A 23416-nucleotide genomic window follows, 5' to 3' on the forward strand; every position below is an offset into this window, starting at 1 on the left:
ACCCCGGCAACCGCACGACCGGTAAAGCGGAATTCAAGAGCGAGTCCGCTCTGCGCGCGAGCCCCGCAGCACCTTTGTCCAGCTTTTATTGCGAGCGCCAGGACCGGAGTGACCGCGCATGCCCACGACAGCGAACGCCCCCGGCGGACCCGGCAGACCCGGGCCGGGGCCCGTGAAGGACTTGAGTGTCCTGCACCTGGTCCAGCCCGTTGAGGGGGGCGTAGCCCGAGTCGTCACGGACTTGGTCCGGGACCAGCTGCGCAGTGGATTCCGGGTCACCGTGGCATGCCCCGAGGGAGGCCCGTTGAGCACCGAACTGTCGCGCCTGGGCGCCCGGGTGTGCCCCTGGCCGGCCACCCGCTCGCCCGGACCCGCGCTGCTCGGCGAGACATTGCGCGCGGCCCGGCTGATCCGGCGGGTGCGCCCCGATGTGATCCACGCGCACAGCGCCAAGGCGGGGGTCGCCGCCCGGCTCGCCGCCCGCGGCTCCGTGCCCACCGTCTTCCAGCCGCACGCCTGGTCGTTCGAGGCGGTCGGCGGGATCACCGCACTCCTGTCGAGGAGTTGGGAGCGCGCCGCCGTGCGCTGGACCTCGCGCGTCGTGTGCGTCAGCGAGGGCGAGCGGGCCACCGGACAGCGCGCCGGGGTCCTCGCGTCCTTCGCGGTCGTCCCCAACGGCGTCGACCTCGACCACTACCGGGCGCCCGACGAGGCCCCGGCCGCGACGGACGCGCCCCTGGTGGTCTGCGTGGGACGGCTGTGCCGGCAGAAGGGCCAGGACGTCCTGCTGCACGCCTGGCACGACGTACACCGTGCGGTGCCCGGCGCCCATCTGGTCCTGGTCGGCGACGGCCCCGACCTGGCGGCGCTGCGCGCGGCGGCGCCCGGCTCGGTGTCCCTGATCGGCGCGGTCACCGACACCGCCGCCTGGTACCGCGCGGCGGATTTGGTCGTGCTGCCCTCGCGCTGGGAAGGGATGGCGCTCGCCCCGCTGGAGGCGATGGCGTGCGGAAGGCCGGTGGTGGTCACCGACGTCGGGGGCTCCGCCGAGAGCCTGGCGCCGGGGCACGCCCCGCTCTGTCTCGTACCGCCGGACGACCCCGGGGCGCTGGCGCGCGCCATGACCCACCTCCTCCTCGACGCCCCGCTGCGCACCGGCCTCGCCCGCCAGGGGCACGAGCACGTGACCACCACCCATGACGTGCGGCAGACGGCCCAGAGCATCGCGGAGGTGTACCGCGACGTGGCCGCTCTACAGCGCTCCGAGCACAGGGAACCCATCAGCCAGTGACCGCGGAAAGCATCGTCCCTTCCGCCGGGGGGCCGCCCCACGGCGCCGGGATGTCATCGGGAACCGTTTCGGTGGTCACGCCCCGCGAGGCGCCGGACCACTTCGTGCCACCGGCCGGGCGGCCGCGCGCGGGCGGCACGTTCGTGTCCGTCCTGCTCGCCGTCGACTGCGCGGCGGGGCTGCTCGGCATGCTCGTACCGCCCTACTCCGGGCTGCCCCCGGGGCCCGCCGGGCTGCTCGTGGCCACCGTGCTCGCGCTCAACGCCCAGGCCGGGCTCTACCGCCCCACGATGACCGGCGGCGTCCTCGGCGACGTGCCCGCGCTGTTCGTCCGCGCCCTGAGCAGCTGGTGCGTCCTTGCCGCGGTGCTCGCCCAGGGGAGCGTCCTGGTCAAGGCGACCGACGATGTGCCGCTCGCGGTGCCCGCGCTCGCCGCCGGGTGCGCCGTCCAGACCCTGGCGAGCTGCGCGGGCCGCGCCGCCGCCCTGTGGCTGCGGCGCCGCAAGGCCGCCCGCAGGCCCCGGCCGGCCCTGGTGGTGGGGCCGGCGGCCACCGCCGTACGCGTCACGGCCGCGCTGGTACGCCAGGCGGGCGGCGGGATCCGCCCGGTCGGGGTCGTCGTGCCGCCCTCCGAGACCGCCGTGGAGGCCGGCCCGGTGCCGGTGCTGCGCAGCATGGAGGACGTCCAGCGCGCCGTCGTCCAGAACGGGGTGCGGGACTGCCTGTTCACGTACGCCGTCGAAACCGGCGCCCCGAACCCCGCGCCACCGGCCCTCCTTGAAGCCCTGGGCTGTGCGCTGTGGCAGCTCGATACGCGCGCGCCCGGCCACACCGCGCCCGGCCGGCAGCCCGACGAGCTGGCCGCCTTCCCCTGCCTCCCGCTGACCAGCACCCCCGCCGGCGCCGTCGGCCTCTTCCTCAAGCGCCTCCTCGACCTGGCCCTCACGGTGCCCGCGCTGATCGTCGCCGCCCCCGTCCTGCTGGTGTGCGCGCTGGTGCTGCGCCGCAGCGACGGGCCCGGCGTGCTGTTCCGGCAGGAGCGCGTCGGCCTCGGCGGGCAGGCGTTCACGCTCCTGAAGTTCCGTACGCTGCGCCCCGACACCGTGCACGAGGCCGCCACCCGCTGGAACATCGCCGACGACCGGCGGATGAGCCGCGCCGGGCACTTCATGCGGCGTACGTCCCTCGACGAGCTGCCCCAGCTGTGGAACGTGATCCGGGGCGACATGAGCCTGGTCGGGCCGCGGCCCGAACGGCCTTACTTCGTCGGCCAGTTCAGCCGCGCCCACCCCGGCTACGCGGCCCGGCACCGGATGCCCGTCGGCCTCACCGGGCTCGCCCAGGTGCAGGGCCTGCGCGGCGACACCTCGATCGAGGACCGGGCCCGCTACGACAACTACTACATCGACCACTGGTCGCTCTGGCAGGACCTGTGCATCCTGCTGCGCACCGCCACCTGCCTCGTCCGCCCCACCGGGAGCTGAGCGTGCACGCCGCCGCGGCCACGCCGCCCCTGACCCTGCCGGGCCCCGCGCGCCGGGCCGCCCATCTGTTCCCCCTGCTCGCCGTGATCGTCCTGCTCGCCACTCCCCCGCTGGGCGGCGACGGCTCGGCGACCGCCGCCGACGCGGCCTGCGGGGTGCTCGTGGTGTGGGCACTGCTGCGTGTGCTGCGCTCGGGCGAGCGGCCGCTGAGCCGCCGGGCCGCGATCGTCATGGGCCTGCCGGTGACCGGGATCTGCGTCGCCGCGATGGGCGCGGCCGACCCCGCCACCGCGATCGCCGGCCTCGGCCGCTACCTCCAGATCTTCGTGCTCGTACCGCTCGCCGTGCTGCTCGTGCTGCGCGACCGCGACGACTTCCGTCTCGCGGCGGCCGCCGTGGTGGCGCTCGCCCTGTTCGAGGGCGGCCTCGGCGTCCAGCAGTACCTGACCTCCACGGGCGCCTCCTACATGGGCGAGGACATCCGGGCGGTCGGCACCTTCGGCGCCTCCGACATCATGGGCATGGCCACCGTCGTGTCCTGCGGACTGCTCTGCTCGATCGGCCTCGCCCTCGACCCCACACCCGGCGCGAGCCGCACCCCGCGCCGGGCCGCGCTCGGCTGCGCCGCGCTCCTGCTCGTCCCGCTCGCCGTGTCGTTCAGCCGGGGCGCCTGGATCGCGACGGCGGTCGCCGCCTGCACGATGCTGCTGCTCTCCGGGGTGCGGCGCGCCCTCGTCGTCCTCGTGGCCCTCGCCGCCGCCGGTGTCGTGTTCATCGGCGCCAGCGGGTCCGGCAGTCAGCTGCTCCAGGAACGCCTCGCCAGCATCACCCAGGTCGAGAGCGCCCCCGACCAGTCCGTCACCGACCGGTACACGATGTGGGCCGCCGCCGAACTGATGTGGCGTCAATCCCCGCTCACCGGCGTCGGGTTGAAGGGCTTCCCGGACCACCGCGACGCCCACTCCTCGATCGCCCTGTCCTCCGGCAGCGACACCGCGGGCGCGGGCGCCGCCTTCAAGCGCCAGCCCCTGCTCTCCCCGCACAACATGTACTTCCTCGTCCTGAGCGAGCAGGGCCTCATCGGCGTGGTCACCCTCGTCGGGGCCTGGGCCGCGCTCCTGGTGGCCGGGGTGCGCCGGCTGCGCCTCGCCCGCCGGCACGGGGCGCCGCTGGACTGCGCGCTGGTCGCCACCGGCCTGCTGACCTGGCTCCTGGTGGACTTCTTCTACGGTGACATCGGCGGCCCCTCGACCGCCCTGACCGCACTCGTCCTCGGCCTCGCCGCCTGGTGGGGGCTGGCCGCACGAGGGGGCGCCCGGCCGTGACGAAGACCGTTCCCCCCCTGCTCCCGGCGCCGTCCGCGCCGCCCGAACCCGGCTCATCGGGGCGGCTGTTGGCGCGGGCCGCGTTCCTGACCGCCGTCCTCACGGTCGCCGGGGCCATACTCGGGCTGCTGCGCGACCAGGCCTTCGCGCACGTCTTCGGCGCCGACACCGACACCGATGCCTTCCTGGTCGCCTGGACGGTCCCGGAAGTCGCCGCGACCCTGCTGATCGAGGACGGGCTCGCCTTCGTGCTGGTCCCGGCGTTCAGCCTCGCCCTGGTGCGGCGCGGTCGCGCTCCCGGCCCCGATCCGGTACGCGCCCTGGTCGCGGCCACCCTGCCCCGGCTGACGCTCGCGCTGGCCGCCGGCGCCGCCGTCGTGATCGCCGCCGCGCCCGCCATGGTGGCGGTCCTCGCGCCCGGGCTGCCCCGCGCCGACCTGGCCGTGGACTGCACCCGGCTGACCGCGACCTGCGTGTTCACCTTCGGGCTCACCGGCTATTGCAGCGCCGCCCTGCGCGGACACGGCCGCTTCCTCGCGCCCGCCTCGATCTATCTCGCGTACAACGTCGGCATCATCGCCCTGCTCCTGCTGCTCGGCGGGGCCTGGGGGGTGCGGGCCGCCGCGGCCGGGGTCGCGCTCGGCGGCGTCCTCATGGTGCTCGTGCAGCTTCCGGCGCTGTGGCGCAGCTGGCACACACCGGAGCGCTCGCCCGTCCTGCCCGCCGCACGACGGGCGTCGGCCGACGGCACCGCGCGGGCGCTGCGGCTCGCGCTGGTCGCGCCGGTCGTGGTGTTCGCGCTCAGCCGCCAGACGCAGGTCCTCATCGAGCGGTTCCTCGCCGCGCCGCTGCCCGCCGGGGCCATCTCGCACCTCAACTACGCCCAGAAGGTGGCGCAGATGCCGATGGTGCTGTCCCTGATGCTGTGCACGGTCACCTTCCCGGTGATCGCCCGCGCGCTCGCCGCGGGCGACACCGAGCGGGCCAGGCGGCGCGTGGAGAGCGACCTGATCGTGGCCGGCACCATCGTGCTGCTCGGCTCGTCGGTGGTGGTGGCGTGCGCCCCCGACATCATCCATGTCCTGTTCCAGCGCGGCGCGTTCACCGCCCACGACACCGCGGCGACCGCCGACGTGATGCGCGTGTACGCGCTCGGCCTGCTCGGCCAGACCCTGGTCGGGGTCCTGGCCCGCTCGTACTTCTCCGAGGCGCGCCCCCTGTGGTTCCCGGCCTGCGCCATGCTGGCCGGGCTCACCGCGACCGCCGTGGCCGGCGCGTTCGCCGTGCCGGTGTGGGGCGCGCCCGGCATCGCCGCGGCCAACGCGCTCGGCATCACCTTGACCGCGCTCCTGCTCCTGTGGGGCAGCGGGCGGCGGCGCACGGCGCTGTCCGTGCGCTGGGTGGGCGGCCAGCTCGCCCGTCTCGTCGTGGCCGCGTGCGGCGCCACCGCCGCCTGCTGGTGGGCGGCGTCCGCACCCTCGAATCCCCTGCTGGCCCTCGTCGTCGGTCCGCTCGCGGCGGCCACCGCCTTCGCCGTCGTGGCCCGTGTGCTGCGGGTCAGGGAGTTCTGTCTGCTGTTCCGTCCCGTCACACGAAAGCTCTGGCATGCCCGTTGACACGGCAGTCGGCGACCCACGAGGTCCACTGACTGGTTCGACACCGCGCCCGGCCGCACCTTTGTGGGTGGCCATGTACCACTCGGTGACCCACACCACGGACGATCCCTACCGCATCACCGTCTCCCCGCCCCGCTTCGAACGCCAGCTGCGCTGGCTGCGCCGGCACGGCCTGAAGGGGGTGAGCATGGCCGAACTCCTGCGGGCCCGCGCCGCAGGCACCGCCCAGAACCTGGTCGGGCTCACCTTCGACGACGGGTACGCCGACTTCACCGCCGAGGCGATCGCCCTGCTGCGCCGCCACGAGTGCACGGCGACCGTGTTCGTACTGCCGGGTCTGCTCGGCGCCACCAACGAATGGGATCCGCTGGGCCCGCGCAGGCCCCTGCTCGACGAGCGCGGCATCCAGCAGGCCGCCACCTGGGGCATGGAGATCGCCTCGCACGGGCTGCGCCACCTCGACCTGACCGACGCCGACGAGGACACCCTGCGCCGCGAGGTGCGCGAGAGCAGGCGGCTGCTGACCGACCTCACCGGCCACGACGTGGCGGGCTTCTGCTATCCGTACGGCGCCGTCGACGTGCGCGCCGTCGAAGCGGTCCGCGCGGCCGGCTACGCGTACGCCTGCGCCATCGACCCGGGCCCGCTCACCGGCCGCTACGCCCTGCCGCGCGTCCACGTCGGCGAGCGCGACACCGCCCTGCGGCTGCACCTCAAACGCGGCCTGCACCGCTGGCGCAGGGAAGAGCCCGCCGATCTGCCGGAGGGCTCGTGAAGGTCCTGCACGTGATCACGGGCCTCGGCGTCGGCGGCGCCGAGCACCAACTGCGCTTGCTGCTGCGGCACTTGCCGTACGAGGCCGATGTGATCACCCTGACCAACCCCGGCGCCGTGGCCCGCGCCGTCGTCCGTGACGGCGGCCGGGTGCGCGACCTCGCCATGGCCGGCAACCGCGACCTCACCGCGCTGCCCCGGCTCACCGGGCTCATCGCGGGCGGCCGCTACGACATCGTCCACACCCACCTGTACCGGGCCTGCCTGTACGGGCGTATCGCGGCCAGGCTCGCCGGGGTGCGCACCGTCGTCGCCACCGAGCACTCGCTCGGCGAGGCCCGCATCGAGGGACGCCCGCTCGGCCCCGGCGTACGCGGCCTCTACCTGGCGAGCGAACGGCTGGGCACGGCGACCGTCGCGGTGTCCCCCACCATCGCGCGGCGCCTGGCCCGCTGGGGCGTGCCCGAGCGCCGCATCCAGGTGGTGCCGAACGGCATCGACGCCGCCCGGTTCGCCTTCGACGCCGGTGCCCGCGAGGACGTACGCCGTCAACTCGGCCTGGCTCCCGACGCGTTCGTGATCGGTGCGGTCGGCAGGCTCGCCGCGGGCAAACGCTTCCACGTCCTGCTCGACGCCCTGGCCGAACTCCCCGGTGCCCGGCTGGTGTTCGTGGGCGCCGGCGACCAGGAACAGCCGTTGCGGGCCCGCGCCGAAGGGCTCAAGGTGGCCGACCGGGTGGTCTTCGCGGGCGAGTGCCCCCAGGACGGGACGTCCCCCGCCGGGCACCGCCCGACGCTGCCCGGCGTGCTGTCCGCCGTGGACTGCCTGGCCTCGCCGTCGGACGAGGAGGCCTTCGGCCTCGCGGTGGTGGAGGGCCTGGCGGCCGGGCTCCCCGTGGCATACGTGACGTGCCCGGCCATCGACGACCTGCCGGCCGGTTCCGTGCCGGGAGCGCTGCGCACCGGCCGCACGGCCGCCGCGTTCACCGCCGCCCTGCGCGGCCTCCAGCAGGCGGACCGCACCCGGCTGCCCGTCCCCGACGCGGTGCGCCGCTACTGCGTCACCGCGACCTCCGCCCAGCTGGTCCGGGTGTACGAGGCGGCGGCGGCCCGTGTGCCGCTGCCCCGCCCGGCGTACGACGCGGCGCCGGTGCCCACGCCGGGCGCCGCGCACCTCACGACGAACACCTCGGAGAAAGAAGAGTCCAGATGAGCAGAGTCTCCGGCCCGCGCCAGCGTCACGGCACCCGTGGCCCGCTGGGCTCCCGGCCGCTGCCGCGCTGGTGGCCGCTGCCCGTGTGCGCGCTGCTCGGCGCGGCGGCGGGCGGCGTGTACGGCGCGGTGAAGACCCCCGAGTACAGCGCGACCAGCTATGTCGTGGTCACCCCCGCCGGAAAGGCGGACCCCTCCGTCGCCCTCGGCTTCGCGCAGGCCTACGGCCGGGTCGCGACCGAGGTCGCCGTCATCGGGGACGCCCAGGTGTGGGCGGGCGTGAGCGCGGCCACGCTGCGCGACAGCGTGCAGACCGCCACCTCCCCCGACGCGCCGATGATCGCGATCACCGCCACCTCGGCCCAAGCCGCGGACGCCGCGAACATCGCCAACGCCGTGGCCCGCGCCCTCACCCTCAACGGCGCCCACAGCCAGGCCGACACCGGGGTGCGCGTGGTGCAGTTCTCGCGCGCGGCCAAACCCCTGGCCCCCTCCTCCCCGTCGGCGTCCCTGACGTCCCTGGTGGGCGGCTGCGCGGGCGGCCTGCTCGGCGGGCTCGCGCTGCTCGCCCGGCCGCGCCGCCGCCCCGACCACGAGCCGGAGCGCACGGCCGCGGTGCCGGGACCGGCCGGGGCGGCATCCGTGCCGCAGGAGGTCGGCTAGTGTCCGGGCTCCGCGTGGAGGTGTGCACCGAAGAACTCCGCTTCGCCGACCTCGCCCCCAGCTGGCTGCGCCTGCACCGGCGTTGCGCCACGGCGACCCCCTTCCAGAGTCACGCGTGGCTGCACTCGTGGTGGCTTTCGTACGGAATCCGGGGACGCCTGCGCGTCCATCTGGTGTACCGGGACGGCGAGTTGATCGCCGCGGCGCCGCTCATGCGGGTGCTGCGTCCCCTTCCCGCCCTGGTGCCCCTGGGCGGACCCATCTCCGACTTCACGGACGTCCTCCTGGACGACGAGCACGCCGAGGAAGCCGCGGACGCCCTCACCGGCGCTCTGATGGGCTCGGCGCGTGGCGCCCTGATCGACCTGGGCGAAGTGCGTCCGGGCGGCGGAGCGGAGCGCCTGCACGCCGCCTGGCCGCGCCCGAAACGCCGGCTGACGGACTCGGGCTGCCTCGAACTGCCCGCCGCCGGCATGGACGCACTCCTCGCCCGGCTGCCCACGAGCAGCGCCCAGCGCGCCCGCGCCAAGCTCCGCAAGATCGACGCGCTGGGCATCGAACAGCGCGAGGTACCGCCCGACGACGTACCCGGAGCCATGCGCACCCTGCTCGAACTGCACGGGCTCCAGTGGCAGGGCCGCGGCGTGACCCGCGAGCACATGCGACCGCGTTTCGAGGAGCATCTGGCGCGCGCGGTGGGCGAGATGACACGGCAGGGCGACGCGGTGGTCACCGAGTTCCGCCTCGACGGCGAGGTCGTCGCCGCCGACCTGACGCTGCTCTCGCCCGCCCTCGCCGGCGGCTATCTGTACGGGGCCCACCCCGGGCTGCGCGGCCGCAAGATCGACGTGGCCACCATGCTGCTGCGGGCCGGCGCCCAGCGCGTCGACGGCAGCGGCCGGGCCGCCCTGAGCATGCTGCGCGGCAACGAACCGTACAAACAGCACTGGCGCCCCGAGGCCCGGGTCAACCAGCGCTTCCTGCTCGCCCGGCGCCGCACGCTCCCGCTGCTGTGGGCCAGTGTGCTGCACGCGCGGCTGCGCCGCGTGGCCGCCGCCGCGCTGCGCGACCTGCGCAGGCGGCGGGACGCCCGGAGCCGCCCCGCCGCACCGCCCTCACGGCCGGCGTGAGAACCAGTCGAAGCGGAGGCAGAGCTTGCCGCCGATCCAGTACTCCACCCATGACCCGAGGTCGACCGGCGCGCACTTCTGGGGCGTCGTCGGCGCCGGGGGCGCGGCCGGCTGCGGGCTCGGCGAGACCGGGGGCAGCGTGCTGGGCGAGGTCGAGGGCTGGGGGCTGGTCGAGGTCGACGGCAGGGGGGCCGTCGGCGTCGAGGGCTGGGGGCTGACGGGCGTCGACGGCTGCGGCATCGGATCGGTGCGGCCGTACAGGAGCGAGCGGTAGACCTCCGACGAGCGGGGGTTGTCGGCGCACCCCCACACCCCGTGCGGGCAGTAGTCGGTGATGGTGTTGTAGACGGGCTTGTGCACGTCCATCCACTGGAGCATGCGCCGCATGTACTCCGGGTTGTCGCCGTTGCGGAACAGCCCCCACTCCGGATAGGAGATGGGCTTCTTGTGCTCGGCGGCGAAGTCCACCTGCTTCTGGAGCCCGTACGGCTCCTTGATCTGCTTGTCGAAGTCCTGCCCCGACGGCTGGTCGTAGGAGTCCATGCCGATGATGTCGACGACGTCGTCACCGGGGTAGCACTCGGTCCACGGCACCGCGTCCCGGCCCCGGCTCGGCGCGAAGTCGAAGCGGAACTTCTGCCCGGGGACCGAGCGCATGGCGGTGACGGCGTTCTTCCAGTACGTCTTCCACGCCTCCGGGTCCGGCCCGCAGCGGTGGGTGTACGTGGTGCCGTTCATCTCCCAGCCGAGGACGATCACCGTGTCCGGGATCTTCAGGTCGACCAGCCGCTCGGCCAGCCGCTTGAAGTGCTCGTCGAACTGTCCCTCGGCGCCCTTGGCCAGCAGCCGGCGCACCCGGATGTCGGCCACCCCCGCCTCGTTGAGCGCCTGCATCGGCACGTTGAGGACGAGGGTGCGGTCGGCGCGCTCCCTGCGCCAGGCGGCCCAGGAGTCGAGGAACCCTCCCCTGCCCTCGATGTCCGACCAGGTGTTCCCGGGCAGATAGGTGTGCCCGACCCGGATGTCCGCCCCGCCGAGCCACTTCTCCAGGGCCGCGATCCGCTGGACGCCCAGGAGCCCGGAATCCAGGAATGCCCCGAAATTCACGACGGAGGGGTGCCCGGCGGGCGGATCGGTACCAGTGCCCGGCCGGGTGGCCTGAGCACCGATCGCCGGGGGTGTGGCGCCGGGGAGGGGAACCGGGCGTACGGATGCGGATCCGCGGGCCGGGGGCGTGGCGTCGGGTCCGGGCGTCGGGTGCGCGGCGCCGACTGGGTGCGTGGCGTCGCGTCCGGGGGCGAGAGCGAGGCTGAAGAGAGCACCCACCACCAGAACGCTCGTCGTGAAGGTGGCCGCTCGATGACGTCGTCGACGCATGCGCGCTCCCTTGGTTCGGAGGGCCTCCCGGGTTCCGGGTTGAAAATATTCTTATTGCGCCGATAGGAAACCTAAGCAGCCCACGCCGGAAGTCCCCCGATCGGCCGTACGCCATGTTCCCCCGCCATGCAGCCCTCTGATGAGCCCTCAGGACCCCCGGGGTACGTGCAGGAACGCCAAGGGCCCGGCTCCTGGAAGGGAGACGGGCCCTTGGCGTTCGGCAGGACTGCCGGTGGACGTGCCGCGTAACGGCCTTGGTGGACCTGCTGGTTGGGATGGCCTGGGCGCCGTTGATACTTCGCCCGGCTCCGAGCCCTCGGCCATCGCTTGCCGCGAGGCAGGGAGTCCGGCGGACGCCTCGGGTCAGGCCTTGGCCATCGCCCGGCCACGCCGGTAGAGGACGCCGCCACCGAGCACGAGCCCGGCGGCCCCGGCGGCCGCCGCCGCGAGGAGTGCGGGGTCGGCCCCCGTGTCCGCGAGATGCGCGGCGGCCACGGGCGCTACGACCCGGGCGACGGGCTGCGACGAGGGCACGGCGTGCCGCGCGTGCTGCGGGGGTGCGTGGTGCACGGGGGGCGCCGCGTGGACCGGGGGTGCGTGGTGCACGGGCGGGGTCTCGCGAACCGGCGGGAGGTGCCGCTCCGGAGGCGCGTGGTGCGCCTCGTGCCCCGGCGGGCAGTGATGGGGCGGCACATGGTGCGCGGGCGGGGCCTCGTACGCCGGGGGCGCGTGGTGCGCCGAGGGCGCGTGGTGCGCCGAGGGCGCGTGCCGGACCGGCGGGGCCTGGTAGACGGGAGCAGCCTCGTGGTACGGCGGCGGGGCCGCGTGGTGCGCGGGCGGCGCCTGGTGCACAGATGAGGCGTCGTGGGCCGGGGCCGCGTGGCGTACCGGCGGGGCCGCGTGGCGTACCGGCGGGGCCGCGTGGACCGGGGGGGTCGCGTGGACCGGGGGGGCGTGGTGGACCGGGGTCGCGTGTTGCGCCCGGCGGGTGGGCGGGGCCGCGGGCCCCGTCGCGCAGTGGTTGCCGAACGCCGGGTTGAGCAGTCCCACCACGTTCACCGTGTTCCCGCACGCCTGCACGGGCACATCGACCGGCGCGGCCGCGGAGTCGCCGGACAGCACACCCGGGGAACCGCTGGTCACGCTCTGCGCCTGACTGGCGGCCGCGTGGTGGTGGTGCTCCAGGGCGTGCGCCGCGGCGTACTCCCGCGCGTCGAAGTCGCCGTACGCATCATGGGACAGCGCACCGGGGCGCCCCGCGTCCTCACCCGGGCCACCGCCGGGGCCCTCGCCCGCGTGGTCGGCGGCGTTCTCGGCGATCTCGGCCGCACGCTCGGCGGACGACGAGACCGTCGCACAGTTGTTCCCGAAGGACGGGTTGAGCGCTCCGACCGGGTTCACCGAATTCCCGCACGCCTGGACCGGAACGTCCACGGGTGCCGAGATCGTGTTCCCCGAAAGGAGACCTGGCGAGCCCACGTTCTCGGATTCGGCGCCGGCGGCCTGCGCGTAATTCGCGCTCATGGAAAGGACGCTCGTGGCTGCCATGGCAGTGAACAGGGTCTTACTGAGGACCTGGCGCAATGGACTGTCTTCCGTCGCGGAGAAAAGTAGGGGAAACCGACTTTGGGGCGTGCGGTGGGCACGCCCCAAAACCGGAGTGGAGAGTCCTGGCGCTACATCACTTGTTGATGCAGGTGTTGCCGAACGCGGGGTTCAGCAGCCCGATGACGTCAACGGTGTTGCCGCAGACGTTGACCGGGATGTGGATCGGGACCTGGAGCAGGTTGCCCGACAGAACGCCCGGGCTGCCGACAGCGGCACCCTCGGCGCCGGCGTCGGCGAACGCCGGGGCGGCACCGCCCGCGGCGATGACAAGGCCGGTCAGAACCGTCGCAGTCTTCATGTACTTCACGTGGTTTTCCTTCCCTCAGTCAAAAAGTCGCGCAACCAGTCGTTGCTCACGGCGCGTTGCCAGAGCTTTCGCCCAAGGAGCCGCTGACGACTTGGTAACGATTGATTCCGGCAAAGGAAACCGAAGCGGAACCGCACCGCCGCTTTCCTCACCCAAATGGCAGGAGCAACAGCTGGTCGCGCCACGGCCCCCTCAGCCGTCGTGCGCTGCGCGCCCGAAGAACTCGGGCCGCCGCGGCCCGAACAGCGGACTGCGGCGGCCCGAGCGGCGGCAAGGACTCAGCTGCCGGAGGCGCCGTTGCCGGAGAGCACCGGGATGTCGTCCAGGATGTGCGACAGCGCCTCGTCGCGCTTGGCCTGGGTGGAGTTCTCGGTGCACTGCTGGGTCTGCGGCGAGGACAGGACCGGGATGTCCTGGACGCCGACGTTGACCAGGGCGACGATGTTCTGCACGTCTGCCTTGAGCGGGAGGCCGATGCACGGCTTGTTCAGGGAGCCCTGGACCAGCGACAGCTGCGGGCTCATGTCGCCGTCGGTCTTCGAGTTGCCGAAGGCCTGCTTCGCGCCGTTGCCGCTGAGTGACGTCGTACCGGAGTCGTTGCCGATGGCCATGGCCTGGGGGGCCAGCATGGCGGAGGCGCCCACAATCGAAACGGCGGCAGCGGACGCGGCCATAACCTTCTTGAGCATGGTCTTCCCTTTTCTTGGTGGAGAGCACGTGCAGTACCGCGCCCATATCCACTGCGCCGTACTACTGCCTGGTCAACTTCGCCGAACTGGTTTGGTTCCGCCACATCACCCGAACGGTTCTCAAGAGGGACGGAGAACGCCCGACAGGACGCCACAGACGCTGACATGAGATCTCCATATAATCCCAACCAACAAAGGCACGGAGACTTGTTCGGCCCTATTTTCGTACGGCCAAAAGAGTGAAGGGAAGAAACCGATCCGCCGCGGGGACCGTTGGTCAGGAGGCTCCGTCTGGGGCATCCACCAGAAAGGGACCAGCGTGATCAAGAAGGCTATGGCGGCAGCAGCCGTCGGCGTGTCCGTAGTCGGTGCGTCCGCGGTGATGGCGCCGCAGGCGATGGCGATCGGCAACGACAGCGGGACCACGTCGGTCAGCGGCAACAACGCGTTGCAGTCGTACGGGAACTCCGCCACGTACGGCAACATGAGCCCACAGATCGCACTGATCCAGGGTTCGTTCAACAAGCCCTGCATCGCGCTGCCGGCCAAGGCCAGCGTGCAGAACATCCTCGCCCTGGTGAACGTCGGAATTCAGGACATCCCGGTCCTGTCCTCGCCGCAGACTCAGCAGTGCACCGAGAACTCCACCCAGGCCAAGGGTGACGAGGCGCTGTCGCACATCCTGAGCAACATCCCCATCCTCTCCGGCAACGGCGCCGCGCACAGCTGAATTCAGCGATTTCAGGACGGCCGGGCCGCTGTCAATCCCTTCGGGGGTCCGACGCCCTGATGTCCTCGGCCGGATCGCCGGCACGCTCCGGCGATCCGGCCTTTTCGCGCCCGTCACCTCACGGGGTGACGTCGCGGCTTTTCAGTCCGGCCAGTGGAAACCGTTGACAAGCGCATTCCATTCCCAGTCGGGCCGACCCGGCACCGTGCGCCCTTCCGCGGCCCAGGAACGCACCAGGTCCGCGTAGAGGGGTTCGGCCGCCGCTCGGCTCTCGAATCGTCGACGAGTGATCGGGATGAATGCCCCCCGGCGCCACGCGCCTTGCGTCTCAGTCATGTTTCCTCACCATCGGTCCGTGGTCACTCCTCATTACCACGGCCGGGCGGAGCCGATTGCGCAATGCTCTGTCCGGGGGACACGGCGCAACCAAAAGAATTTCCTACCGTTCTTCTTCACAGATCCCCATCAGTGGAATCAGACCAACAGGAGTAGACATGCAGAAGTTGTGGTCGGCCGCAGCCGTCGCCGCAGCCGTTTCCGGTGTCGCGATGATGGCCGCGCCGCAGGCGATGGCCATCGGCAACGACAGCGGCACGACGTCGCTCAGTGGCAACGGTGCCGAGCAGGCCTTCGGCAACTCGAAGACCGACGGCGACATGAGCCCCCAGATGACCCTGGTCCAGGGCTCCCTGAACAAGCTGTGTGTCGGTCTCCCGGCCAAGGCAGACGTGCAGAACATCGTCGCCCTGGTCAACGTCGGCGTCCAGGACATCCCGGTCCTGTCCTCGCCGCAGACCCAGCAGTGCACCGAGAACTCCACCCAGGCCAAGCGCGACGAGGCGCTGTCGCACATCCTGGACGACATCCCGGTGCTCTCCGGCAACGGCGCCTCCGGCAGCTGAAAAGTCCGGTCGACGGCCGGTCCCGGGTGACCCGGGGCCGGCCGTTCTTCGTGGGCCGGCGCCGGGCGGCGCGCTCAGCGCAGCGCCTCGTCCAGCAGCACCGCCCACTGCGCCACGACCCGGTCCCTGCGCGCCGCGTCGTCGGTGAGCACATTGGCAAGGCCCAGGCCGCGCGCCATGTCGAGGAAACCCTGCACCGTCTCGCGTACGCCCGGTACGGACTCGTCGGCGGCGAGCAGTTCCACCGCGATCCGGTGCGATTCGCGGCCCACCTTCGCCTCCAGCTCCGTCACCCGCGCATGCAGCTGCGGCTCGTTGGACGCGGCGACCCACAGATGGAGCGCGGCCCGGAACAGCGGGCCCGTGTAGAGCCCGACCAGGGCCGCCACGACCTCCCCCCGGTCCCTGCGGTCCAGGGCCCGCAGTGCGCGGGAGCGCTGCTCGGCGACGTACTCGACCGCCGCCGTGAACAGGTCCTCACGGGTGGGGAAGTGGTGCTGGGCGGCCCCCCGCGAGACCCCGGCGCGCTCGGCGACCACCGACACCGTGGAACCCGCCCAGCCGTGCTCGGCAAGGCACGCGACGGCCGCCTCAAGCAGACGCTGCCGGGTGGCCCGGCTGCGGTCCTGCTTCGGCGCCTTCGGCCGGAGGGCTTTCGCCTGGGCTGTCTGCGGCTGGAGGGTCTGCGGCTGGGGTGCCTGCGATTGCGGGGGCTGAGGTTGCGGTGTCTTCGGTGGGGTCACAACACCCATGCGGGGTCCCGTCGTTCGAGGAAGGCCGTCACTCCCTCCCGCGCCTCGGCGGAGGCGAAGAGGGACGCCGAGCGGGCGGTCAGCTCCTTCGACCAGCGGTCGAAGGTCTCCGTCACGGTAGCCGTGACCAGGGCCTTCGACGCGGCCAGGCCCTCGGGCGAGGATCTGCGCAGCCCGTCGAGGACCGGTGCGAGAGCCACGTCGACATCGTCGGCGGCCAGCGTGACGAGTCCCGTACGGGCCGCCTCGGCCGCGTCGAAGCGCTCGCCCGTGAGGTAGTAGCGGCTCGCGGCACGCGGGTCCATGCGCGGCAGGACCGGCATGGAGATCACGGCCGGCGCGAGACCGAGCCGCGCCTCGGTGAACGCGTACGTCGAAGCGGACCCCGCCACCGCGATGTCGCACGCCGCGAGCAGCCCGAGGCCGCCCGCACGGACGTGGCCCGTCACCCGCGCCACGACCGGCTTGCGGAGCGCGACCACGGTACGCATCAGGGCGACGAAGGCCTCCGGGTCGGGCGGCGCCTTCAGGTCGGCGCCCGCGCAGAACGTGCCGCCGGTGTGGGTGAGCAGCACGGCCCGTACGCCCGGATCCCCGGCACACCGCGCGAGCGCCGCGCCCAGCTCGGCGACCAGGGCCGCCGAGAGCGCGTTGCGGTTGGCGGGCGAGTCGAGCGTGAGGGTGGTGATGCCCCGCTCGTGGGCGGCCCGGATGAGTGTCACGCCTGGTCCTCCGCTCGGTTCACGGCCGCTCCTTCGTTCGGTTCACGCCTGGTTTCACGGCCGCTCGCTCTCTCGGTTCACGCCTGGTCCTTCTCTCGTTGACGCAGCTCACGCCGCAGGATCTTGCCGGACGCGGCCCGGGGTACGGCGTCCACGAACTCCACGCGGCGGACCTTCTTGTACGGGGCGACCTGCCCGGCGACGTAAGCCATCACGCCCTCCGCGTCGAGGTCGCGCGCGTCGGGCCCGCGTACGACGAAGGCCTTGGGCACCTCGTTGCCGTCCGGGTCGGGCACGCCGATGACGGCGGCGTCCGCGATGGCGGGGTGGGTGAGCAGCACGGCCTCCAGGTCGGCGGGGGCCACCTGGAAGCCCTTGTACTTGATGAGTTCCTTGACCCGGTCGACGACGTACAGCCAGCCGTCCCCGTCGACCCGGCCGACGTCACCGGTGTGCACCCAGCCCTCCGCGTCGATCAGGTCGGCGGTGGCATCGGGTCGGCCCAGGTAGCCCTTCATCACCTGGGGACCCCGGATCGCGATCTCGCCCTCCTCGCCGGGCTCCGCGTCACGAGTGGGGTCGTCCAGGCGCAGGATGCGCATCTCGGTGGAGGGGAGCAGTTTGCCGACCGCGCCCCGACCGGCGCCTCCCCCGCCGGAACGCCCTGGAGTGCCCGCCGAAGGATCCGGCGTGGCAGACGGGGTCACATGGCTGCCGGGTGACAGCTCGGTCATGCCGTACGCCTGCCGCACCGGAGGCAGCCCCAGACGCGCCGAACAGGCGGCAGCTAGACGGGAGTCGAGCGGGGCGGCCGCGCTGACGACGTACTCCAGGGACGACAGGTCGTACTGCGCGACCGCCGGATGCTTCGCCAGGGCGAGCACGATGGGCGGGGCGACGTACAGGCCGGTGATGCGGTGCTTCTCGATGGCGCCGAGGAACTGGCCGAGGTCGAAGCGCGGCAGTACGACGACGGTGGCGCCGGCCCGCAGCGGCGCGTTCATCAGGGCCGTCATTCCGTAGATGTGAAAAAACGGAAGCACGGCCAGGATGCGGTCGCCGGGCACCATGGGGACCAGCGGGTGGAGCTGGGCCAGGTTGGTGGCGATGCTGCGGTGGGTGAGCATGACGCCCTTGGGGGCGCCGGTGGTGCCGGAGGAGTACGGCAGTACGGCGATGTCCTCGGCGGGGTCGATGGTGACGGTGGGGGCGGTGGGGCCCGTGGTGGCGGTGAGGCCGGTGGTGGCGGTGGGACCGACGGTGACCGGCCCCACGGTCCCGGCGGGCCCAGCTGTCCCGGCGGCCCCTGCTGCCCTGCCTGCCCCACCTCCCCTACCAGGGCCACCAGGCCCATCAGCCCCACCAGCCAAGAGATCGTGGACAATCGAACGGTGTCCCTCGGCCCGGTCGCAGACGAAGATCTCCTCGATGCCGCCGACGAGTTCGGCGGCGCGGCGGGCGGTCGCCAGGAGCGGGGCGATCGTGGCGATCCAGCGCGTACGGGAGTCGTTGAGCTGTTTGGCGAACTCCTCGGGCGTGCTCAGCGGGTGGACGGTGGTGACGACCGCGCCGGCCCGGCTCGCCGCGTAGAACACCACCGGGTAGAGGACGGAGTTGGGGCTGTGCAGGGCGAGCACATCGCCCTTGCGCAGCCCGGTGGCGGTCAAGGAGAGGGCCAACGCGCGGTGCCAGGCGTCGAGTTGGCCGTAGGTGATCGTGGTGGTGCCGGTGGGGTCCGCGCCGTCGACGAGAGCGACGGCGTCGGGGTGGGTGGCGGTGGAGCGGGCGAGCACCGCCTCGTGGATGGGCTCGTCGACGAGGGGCACGTCGGCGTACTCGCTCCGGTAGATGCGCGGAGCGCCGGGGGCCGGAACGGCGTGGGGATGCGCGGGGGCGTCCATGTCGGCATCTCCTAGTACGTCTAGTACGACTTGGGAAGGCCCAGGGACTGGTGGGAGACGTAGTTGAGGATCATCTCGCGGCTGACCGGCGCGATCCTGGCCACCCGGGCGGCCGTGATGAGCTGGGCCAGGCCGTACTCGCGGGTCAGGCCGTTGCCGCCGAGGGTGTGGACGGCCTGGTCGACGGCCTTGACGCAGGCCTCGCCCGCCGCGTACTTGGCCATGTTCGCGGCCTCGCCCGCTCCGACGTCGTCGCCCGCGTCGTACAGCGCGGCCGCCCTCTGCATCATCAGGCGGGCCAGTTCGAGCTCGATGTGGGCCTGGGCGAGCGGGTGGGCGATGGCCTGGTGGCCGCCGATGGGCTGCTTCCACACCTGCCGGGTCGTGGCGTAGTCGACGGCCGTGGCGAGCGCGTAGCGGCCCATGCCGATCGCGAACGCGGCCGTCATGATCCGTTCGGGGTTGAGGCCGGCGAAGAGCTGGAGCAGGCCGGCGTCCTCGTCGCCGACGAGCGATGCGGCGGGCAGCCGCACCTCGTCGAGGGTCAGCTCGAACTGCTTCTCCGCCGCGTGGAGTTCCATGTCGATCTGCGAGCGGTGGAAGCCCGGCGTGTCGCGCGGGACGATGAACAGGCAGGGCTTGAGGCTGCCGGAGCGGCCCGCCCTCTCGTCAGGCACCGCTTCGGTACGGCCGACGATGAGCGTCGCGTCCGCTATGTCGACGCCGGAGATGAAGACCTTGCGGCCGGTGAGGATCCAGTCGTCGCCGTCGCGCCGGGCGGTGGTGGTGATGCGGTGCGAGTTGGATCCGGCGTCGGGCTCGGTGATGCCGAACGCCATGGTGCGCGTGCCGTCGGCGAGTCCCGGCAGCCAGGTCCGCTTCTGCTCGTCGGTGCCGAAGCGGGCGATGACGGTGCCGCAGATGGCGGGTGACACCACCATCATCAGGAGCGGACAGCCCGCAGCGCCCAACTCCTCAAGCACGATGGACAGTTCGGCCATGCCGCCACCGCCGCCGCCGTGCTCCTCGGGCAGGTTGACACCGAGGTAGCCGAGCTTGGCGGCCTCCGACCACAGGGCCTGGCGGTCGAATCCGCGTCCGTGCCGGGTGCCGAGCGCGGCGACGGCGGCCCGCAGATCCTTGTGCTCCTGGCTTTCGATGGCAGCGGTCATGCTTCTTCGGCCTCCGATACGACGACGGCGAGCAGGGCGCCGACCTCGACCTGGCGGCCGGGCGCGGCATGGAGCGCGGTGAGCGTGCCGGAGGCCGGAGCGGTGATGCGGTGCTCCATCTTCATGGCTTCCAGCCAGAGCAGTGGCTGCCCCGCACGGACGCGGCAGCCTTCCTCGATCCCGTCGGCGACCCGCACGACGACCCCCGGCATGGGGGCGAGCAGCGAGCCCGGCGCGACGAGGTCGCCGGGGTCGGTGAATCGTGGGTGCGCGACAAGGGTGTGACACCCCGACGCCGTGTCGACGTACACGGTGTCGCCGTACCGCCGCACCCCGAACTCCCGTACCACAACGTCGATTTCGAGGCGTACGCACTGCGGCTCTGCGGTGATCAGACGCACCCCCGGGTGGCCGTCGGCTTCGAGGCCGTGGCGTGTGGTGCGGTAGCGGACCTCGTGCTCGCCGTACCGCTTGACCTGCGGCTGCGAGGCCACGTTGCGCCAGCCGCCGCCGAACCGGCCGGCCCGCGCGGCGGCGTCCGCGAGAGCGGCGGCGAGCGCCGCGTGGTGCGCGCCGGGCGGCGGCTCGGTGAGCTCGGCCATGTTGCGGTCGTAGAACCCGGTGTCGAGCCGGGCCCGCCCGCCGTCAGTCCCGTCGGTCCCCTCGGCGAAATCCGGGTGGCGCAGGGAGCGTACGAGCAGGTCGCGGTTGGTGACCGGGCCGTGAATACGGGCCCGCTCCAAGGCCCGGGCCAGCTTGCGGGCGGCTTCGGCGCGGGTGGGGGCGTGGGCGACGGCCTTGGCGAGCAGCGGGTCGTAGTGGACGGAGACGGTGTCACCGGCGGCGTATCCCCGGTCGAACCGCACGCCGTCGACGGCCAGTTGGTGGACCGTCCCGGTCCCCGGTGCCCACCCGACCGCCGGGTCCTCGGCGTACAGACGCGCCTCGATGGCGTGCCCCCGGGGCTCGGGCGGGGTCGGCGGAAGCGCGTGCCCCTCGGCGACGCGGAGCTGGAGCGCGACGAGGTCGACGCCGAACACCGCCTCGGTGACGGGGTGTTCGACCTGGAGGCGCGTGTTCATCTCCAGGAAGTGGACCCTGCCGTCGGCGACCAGGAACTCCACGGTGCCCGCGCCCCGGTAGTCGGTGGCCTTGGCCGCCCGCAGGGCCAGGGCGTGCAGTTCGCCGGCCTGCTCGGATCCGATGCCGGGCGCCGGGGCCTCCTCGATGACCTTCTGGTGGCGGCGCTGGAGCGAGCAGTCGCGGGTGCCGAGCACCCAGACGGTGCCGTGGGCGTCGGCGAGGATCTGCACCTCGACATGGCGTCCGCCCTCGATGTACGGCTCGACGAACACATCACCGTCACCGAAGGCGCCGAGGGCTTCGGCACGCGCGGCCCTCAACTGGGCGTCCAGGTCGTCAAGTTGGCGCACCACCCGCATGCCGCGTCCGCCGCCGCCCGCCGACGCCTTCACGAGGAGCGGCAGGTCGTCCTCGGTGACGTCGGCGAGGTTCAGCGGGGCAAGACCCATGAGTTGCTTGGCGCGGGTCTTGGAGGCCATGGCCTCGATGGCCTCGGGGGGCGGCCCGATCCAGGTGAGCCCGGCACCGGTGACCGCCCGGGCGAAACCGGCGTTCTCGGACAGGAACCCGTACCCCGGGTGCACGGCGTCGGCGCCCGAGGCGAGGGCCGCCGCCACGACGAGGTCGCCGCGCAGATACGTCTCGGCGGACGTGGCCCCCGGCAGCCGTACGGCGGTGTCGGCCTCCCGCACATGCAGGGCGCCCGCGTCGGCGTCGGAGAACACCGCGACGGTGGCGATGCCCAGCTCGCGGCAGGTACGGAAGACCCGGCAGGCTATCTCGCCCCGGTTGGCGACGAGCACGGACTTGATCACGGCGCTCGACTCGGTCACGGCGCGCGTCTCAATCACGGCCCTCGTCTCGGTCACGGCGCTCGTATCGGTCACGGCGCTCGACTCGGTCACGGCGCGCGTATCGGTCACGGCCCTCGACTCGGTCACGGCGCGCGTATCGGTCATGGCCCTCACATCCGGAAGATGCCGAAGCCGCCACGGGCGCCTTCGACGGGGGCGGTGTGGATCGCGGACAGGCAGAGCCCGAGGACGGTCCGGGTGTCACGGGGGTCGATGACCCCGTCGTCGTACAGCCGCCCGGACAGGAACATGGGCAGGGACTCGGCCTCGATCTGCTGCTCGACCATCGCGCGCAGCCCCGCGTCCGCTTCGTCGTCGTACGGCTGCCCCTTGGCCTGCGCGGAGGCGCGGGCCACGATCGACAGGACGCCTGCGAGCTGCTGGGGCCCCATGACGGCCGACTTGGCACTCGGCCAGGCGAACAGGAAGCGGGGGTCGTAGGCCCGCCCGCACATCCCGTAGTGCCCGGCGCCGTAGGAGGCCCCGAGCAGCACGGACAGATGGGGCACTCGGGAATTGGACACCGCGTTGATCATCATCGCGCCGTGCTTGATGATGCCGCCCTGCTCGTACTCCTTGCCGACCATGTAGCCGGTGGTGTTGTGCAGGAACAGGAGGGGGATGTCGCGCTGGTTGGCGAGCTGGATGAACTGGGCGGCCTTCTGCGACTCGGCCGAGAACAGCACGCCCTGGGCGTTGGCGAGAACGCCGACGGGATAGCCGTGCAGCTCGGCCCACCCGGTCACCAGACTCGTCCCGTACAGCGCCTTGAACTCGTCGAAACGGGACCCGTCGACGATCCGCGCGATGACCTCACGCGGATCGAACGGTGTCCTCAGGTCCTCGGGCACGATGCCGAGCAGTTCCTCCTCGTCGTACTTCGGGGGCTCGGCGAGTCCGGCCGGATCGGGGTGCGCCTTGCGGTGGTTGAGGCGGGCGACGATGCGGCGGGCCTGGTGGATCGCGTCGTGCTCGTCCACGGCGAAGTGGTCGGCGAGCCCGGAGACGCGGGCGTGCATCTCGGCGCCGCCCAGCGACTCGTCGTCGCTCTCCTCGCCGGTGGCCATCTTGACGAGCGGCGGCCCGCCGAGGAACACCTTCGACCGCTCCTTGATCATCACGGTGTGGTCGGACATCCCGGGGACGTAGGCCCCGCCGGCGGTGGAGTTGCCGAACACGACCGCGATGGTGGGGATGCCGGCGGCGGAGAGCCGGGTGATGTCCCGGAAGATCGCGCCGCCCGGGATGAAGATCTCCTTCTGCGAGGGCAGGTCGGCGCCGCCGGACTCGACGAGGCTGATGCAGGGCAGGCGGTTGGTGTACGCGATCTCGTTGGCGCGCAGGGCCTTCTTGAGCGTCCAGGGGTTGGACGCGCCTCCCCTGACCGTCGGGTCGTTGGCAGTGATCAGGCACTCGACGCCCTCGACGGTACCGATGCCGGTGACCATCGAGGCGCCCACGGGATAGTCACTGCCCCAGGCCGCGAGCGGGGACAGCTCAAGGAAGGGGGTGTCCGGGTCGAGCAGCAGCTCTATGCGCTCGCGGGGCAGGAGCTTGCCGCGCCGCCTGTGCCGCTGGGTGTACTTCTCGCCGCCGCCGGCGAGTGCCTTGGCGTGCTCCCCGTCGAGCTCGGCGAGCCGGGTCCGCATGGCCTCGGCGGCCTGGCGGAACGCGGGGGTGGTGGGGTCGAGAGCGGTACGAAGGGTGGGCATGGGGCGCTCCCTTGTGGGTGGGCGAGGGGGGCTCGGGCGCGGGGCGGGGTGCGGGGGCGAGGTGGAGGCCTCGGGGTGGGGGTGGGGACGCTTGCGGCGGGGTTGCACCCCGG

Annotated in this window: 20 protein-coding genes; 10 read left to right on the forward strand and 10 right to left on the reverse strand. The window is 72.8% G+C overall.

The genetic code is table 11. The features are described 5' to 3' along the window. Positions 1-118: 118 nt before the first annotated feature. From ACGFW5_RS23075 to ACGFW5_RS23110, 8 genes are read left to right on the forward strand one after another with little or no spacing between them, the layout of a single operon-like run. A complete protein-coding gene (locus tag ACGFW5_RS23075; RefSeq protein ID WP_393836164.1) occupies positions 119-1291 on the forward strand; it encodes a glycosyltransferase in 1173 nt (390 codons plus the stop codon). 50 nt (positions 1292-1341) lie between these two features. After that, positions 1342-2775: a sugar transferase gene (locus tag ACGFW5_RS23080; protein ID WP_393836165.1), complete on the forward strand. Its 1434-nt coding sequence runs from the start codon at positions 1342-1344 to the stop codon at positions 2773-2775. Between the two features lie 2 nt (positions 2776-2777). Then, positions 2778-4100, forward strand: coding sequence for an O-antigen ligase family protein (locus ACGFW5_RS23085; protein ID WP_393836166.1), 1323 nt, complete (start codon positions 2778-2780; stop codon positions 4098-4100). Then, positions 4097-5716 (forward strand): murein biosynthesis integral membrane protein MurJ, encoded by a 1620-nt coding sequence (gene murJ / locus ACGFW5_RS23090; protein ID WP_393836167.1) that lies wholly within the window; start codon positions 4097-4099, stop codon positions 5714-5716. The genes ACGFW5_RS23085 and murJ overlap by 4 nt, the downstream gene beginning before the upstream one ends. After that, complete coding sequence (locus tag ACGFW5_RS23095; protein ID WP_393836168.1) at positions 5706-6491, forward strand: polysaccharide deacetylase family protein; 786 nt, start codon at positions 5706-5708, stop codon at positions 6489-6491. Before murJ ends, ACGFW5_RS23095 begins: the two co-directional genes overlap by 11 nt. Further along, the gene (locus ACGFW5_RS23100; RefSeq protein WP_393836169.1) at positions 6488-7702 is read left to right on the forward strand and encodes a glycosyltransferase; all 1215 of its coding nucleotides are present in this window, start codon (positions 6488-6490) and stop codon (positions 7700-7702) included. Before ACGFW5_RS23095 ends, ACGFW5_RS23100 begins: the two co-directional genes overlap by 4 nt. Further along, positions 7699-8364 (forward strand): lipopolysaccharide biosynthesis protein, encoded by a 666-nt coding sequence (locus ACGFW5_RS23105; RefSeq protein WP_393836170.1) that lies wholly within the window; start codon positions 7699-7701, stop codon positions 8362-8364. Before ACGFW5_RS23100 ends, ACGFW5_RS23105 begins: the two co-directional genes overlap by 4 nt. Continuing rightward, positions 8364-9494: a GNAT family N-acetyltransferase gene (locus ACGFW5_RS23110; protein WP_393836171.1), complete on the forward strand. Its 1131-nt coding sequence runs from the start codon at positions 8364-8366 to the stop codon at positions 9492-9494. The genes ACGFW5_RS23105 and ACGFW5_RS23110 overlap by 1 nt, the downstream gene beginning before the upstream one ends. Here the strand turns inward: ACGFW5_RS23110 and ACGFW5_RS23115 are convergent. From ACGFW5_RS23115 to ACGFW5_RS23130, 4 genes are all read right to left on the reverse strand, one after another. Beyond that, entirely contained in the window at positions 9480-10871 is a 1392-nt protein-coding gene (locus tag ACGFW5_RS23115) for a glycosyl hydrolase (RefSeq protein WP_393836172.1), read from the reverse strand. The two genes, ACGFW5_RS23110 and ACGFW5_RS23115, sit on opposite strands and share 15 nt — an antisense overlap. Positions 10872-11234: 363 nt before the next feature. Next, the gene (locus ACGFW5_RS23120; protein WP_393836173.1) at positions 11235-12395 is read right to left on the reverse strand and encodes a chaplin; all 1161 of its coding nucleotides are present in this window, start codon (positions 12393-12395) and stop codon (positions 11235-11237) included. Positions 12396-12552: 157 nt separating this feature from the next. Next, positions 12553-12777 carry a chaplin gene (locus ACGFW5_RS23125; RefSeq protein ID WP_393836202.1) on the reverse strand — a complete coding sequence of 75 codons (225 nt, stop codon included), beginning with the start codon at positions 12775-12777 and terminating at the stop codon, positions 12553-12555. Between the two features lie 287 nt (positions 12778-13064). Next, entirely contained in the window at positions 13065-13475 is a 411-nt protein-coding gene (locus ACGFW5_RS23130; protein ID WP_393836174.1) for a rodlin, read from the reverse strand. Positions 13476-13794: 319 nt separating this feature from the next. Here ACGFW5_RS23130 and ACGFW5_RS23135 point away from each other — a divergent pair, with 319 nt between their 5' ends. Beyond that, positions 13795-14205, forward strand: coding sequence for a rodlin (locus ACGFW5_RS23135; protein WP_393836175.1), 411 nt, complete (start codon positions 13795-13797; stop codon positions 14203-14205). A gap of 494 nt (positions 14206-14699) precedes the next feature. Next, on the forward strand, positions 14700-15107 hold the full coding sequence (locus ACGFW5_RS23140; RefSeq protein ID WP_393836176.1) for a rodlin: 408 nt from the start codon (positions 14700-14702) through the stop codon (positions 15105-15107). 74 nt (positions 15108-15181) lie between these two features. Here the strand turns inward: ACGFW5_RS23140 and ACGFW5_RS23145 are convergent, their stop codons facing one another. The 6 genes from ACGFW5_RS23145 to ACGFW5_RS23170 form a co-directional block, all read right to left on the reverse strand. After that, the gene (locus ACGFW5_RS23145) at positions 15182-15859 is read right to left on the reverse strand and encodes a TetR/AcrR family transcriptional regulator (RefSeq protein ID WP_393836177.1); all 678 of its coding nucleotides are present in this window, start codon (positions 15857-15859) and stop codon (positions 15182-15184) included. Beyond that, positions 15847-16581, reverse strand: a complete 735-nt coding sequence (locus ACGFW5_RS23150) for an enoyl-CoA hydratase family protein (RefSeq protein WP_393836178.1) — start codon at positions 16579-16581, stop codon at positions 15847-15849. Before ACGFW5_RS23150 ends, ACGFW5_RS23145 begins: the two co-directional genes overlap by 13 nt. Before the next feature lie 77 nt (positions 16582-16658). Further along, on the reverse strand, positions 16659-18482 hold the full coding sequence (locus ACGFW5_RS23155) for an AMP-binding protein (RefSeq protein WP_393836179.1): 1824 nt from the start codon (positions 18480-18482) through the stop codon (positions 16659-16661). A 20-nt stretch (positions 18483-18502) separates the two neighbouring features. Then, on the reverse strand, positions 18503-19654 hold the full coding sequence (locus ACGFW5_RS23160; protein ID WP_393836180.1) for an acyl-CoA dehydrogenase family protein: 1152 nt from the start codon (positions 19652-19654) through the stop codon (positions 18503-18505). Next, positions 19651-21552, reverse strand: a complete 1902-nt coding sequence (locus ACGFW5_RS23165; RefSeq protein WP_393836203.1) for an acetyl/propionyl/methylcrotonyl-CoA carboxylase subunit alpha — start codon at positions 21550-21552, stop codon at positions 19651-19653. The genes ACGFW5_RS23160 and ACGFW5_RS23165 overlap by 4 nt, the downstream gene beginning before the upstream one ends. 149 nt (positions 21553-21701) lie before the next feature. After that, entirely contained in the window at positions 21702-23303 is a 1602-nt protein-coding gene (locus ACGFW5_RS23170; protein ID WP_393836181.1) for an acyl-CoA carboxylase subunit beta, read from the reverse strand. Positions 23304-23416 lie beyond the last annotated feature (113 nt).

Source organism: Streptomyces sp. NPDC048416, assembly GCF_043200435.1.
Lineage (GTDB): Bacteria > Actinomycetota > Actinomycetes > Streptomycetales > Streptomycetaceae > Streptomyces.

Coding starts and splice junctions, on each gene's coding strand:
- ACGFW5_RS23075 (WP_393836164.1), top strand. CDS start 119: ATGCCCACGACAGCGAACGCCCCCGGCGGACCCGGCAGACCCGGGCCG.
- ACGFW5_RS23080 (WP_393836165.1), top strand. CDS start 1,342: ATGTCATCGGGAACCGTTTCGGTGGTCACGCCCCGCGAGGCGCCGGAC.
- ACGFW5_RS23095 (WP_393836168.1), top strand. CDS start 5,706: ATGCCCGTTGACACGGCAGTCGGCGACCCACGAGGTCCACTGACTGGT.
- ACGFW5_RS23105 (WP_393836170.1), top strand. CDS start 7,699: ATGAGCAGAGTCTCCGGCCCGCGCCAGCGTCACGGCACCCGTGGCCCG.
- ACGFW5_RS23115 (WP_393836172.1), bottom strand. CDS start 10,871: ATGCGTCGACGACGTCATCGAGCGGCCACCTTCACGACGAGCGTTCTG.
- ACGFW5_RS23120 (WP_393836173.1), bottom strand. CDS start 12,395: ATGAGCGCGAATTACGCGCAGGCCGCCGGCGCCGAATCCGAGAACGTG.
- ACGFW5_RS23125 (WP_393836202.1), bottom strand. CDS start 12,777: ATGAAGACTGCGACGGTTCTGACCGGCCTTGTCATCGCCGCGGGCGGT.
- ACGFW5_RS23130 (WP_393836174.1), bottom strand. CDS start 13,475: ATGCTCAAGAAGGTTATGGCCGCGTCCGCTGCCGCCGTTTCGATTGTG.
- ACGFW5_RS23140 (WP_393836176.1), top strand. CDS start 14,700: ATGCAGAAGTTGTGGTCGGCCGCAGCCGTCGCCGCAGCCGTTTCCGGT.
- ACGFW5_RS23145 (WP_393836177.1), bottom strand. CDS start 15,859: ATGGGTGTTGTGACCCCACCGAAGACACCGCAACCTCAGCCCCCGCAA.
- ACGFW5_RS23155 (WP_393836179.1), bottom strand. CDS start 18,482: ATGGACGCCCCCGCGCATCCCCACGCCGTTCCGGCCCCCGGCGCTCCG.
- ACGFW5_RS23160 (WP_393836180.1), bottom strand. CDS start 19,654: ATGACCGCTGCCATCGAAAGCCAGGAGCACAAGGATCTGCGGGCCGCC.
- ACGFW5_RS23170 (WP_393836181.1), bottom strand. CDS start 23,303: ATGCCCACCCTTCGTACCGCTCTCGACCCCACCACCCCCGCGTTCCGC.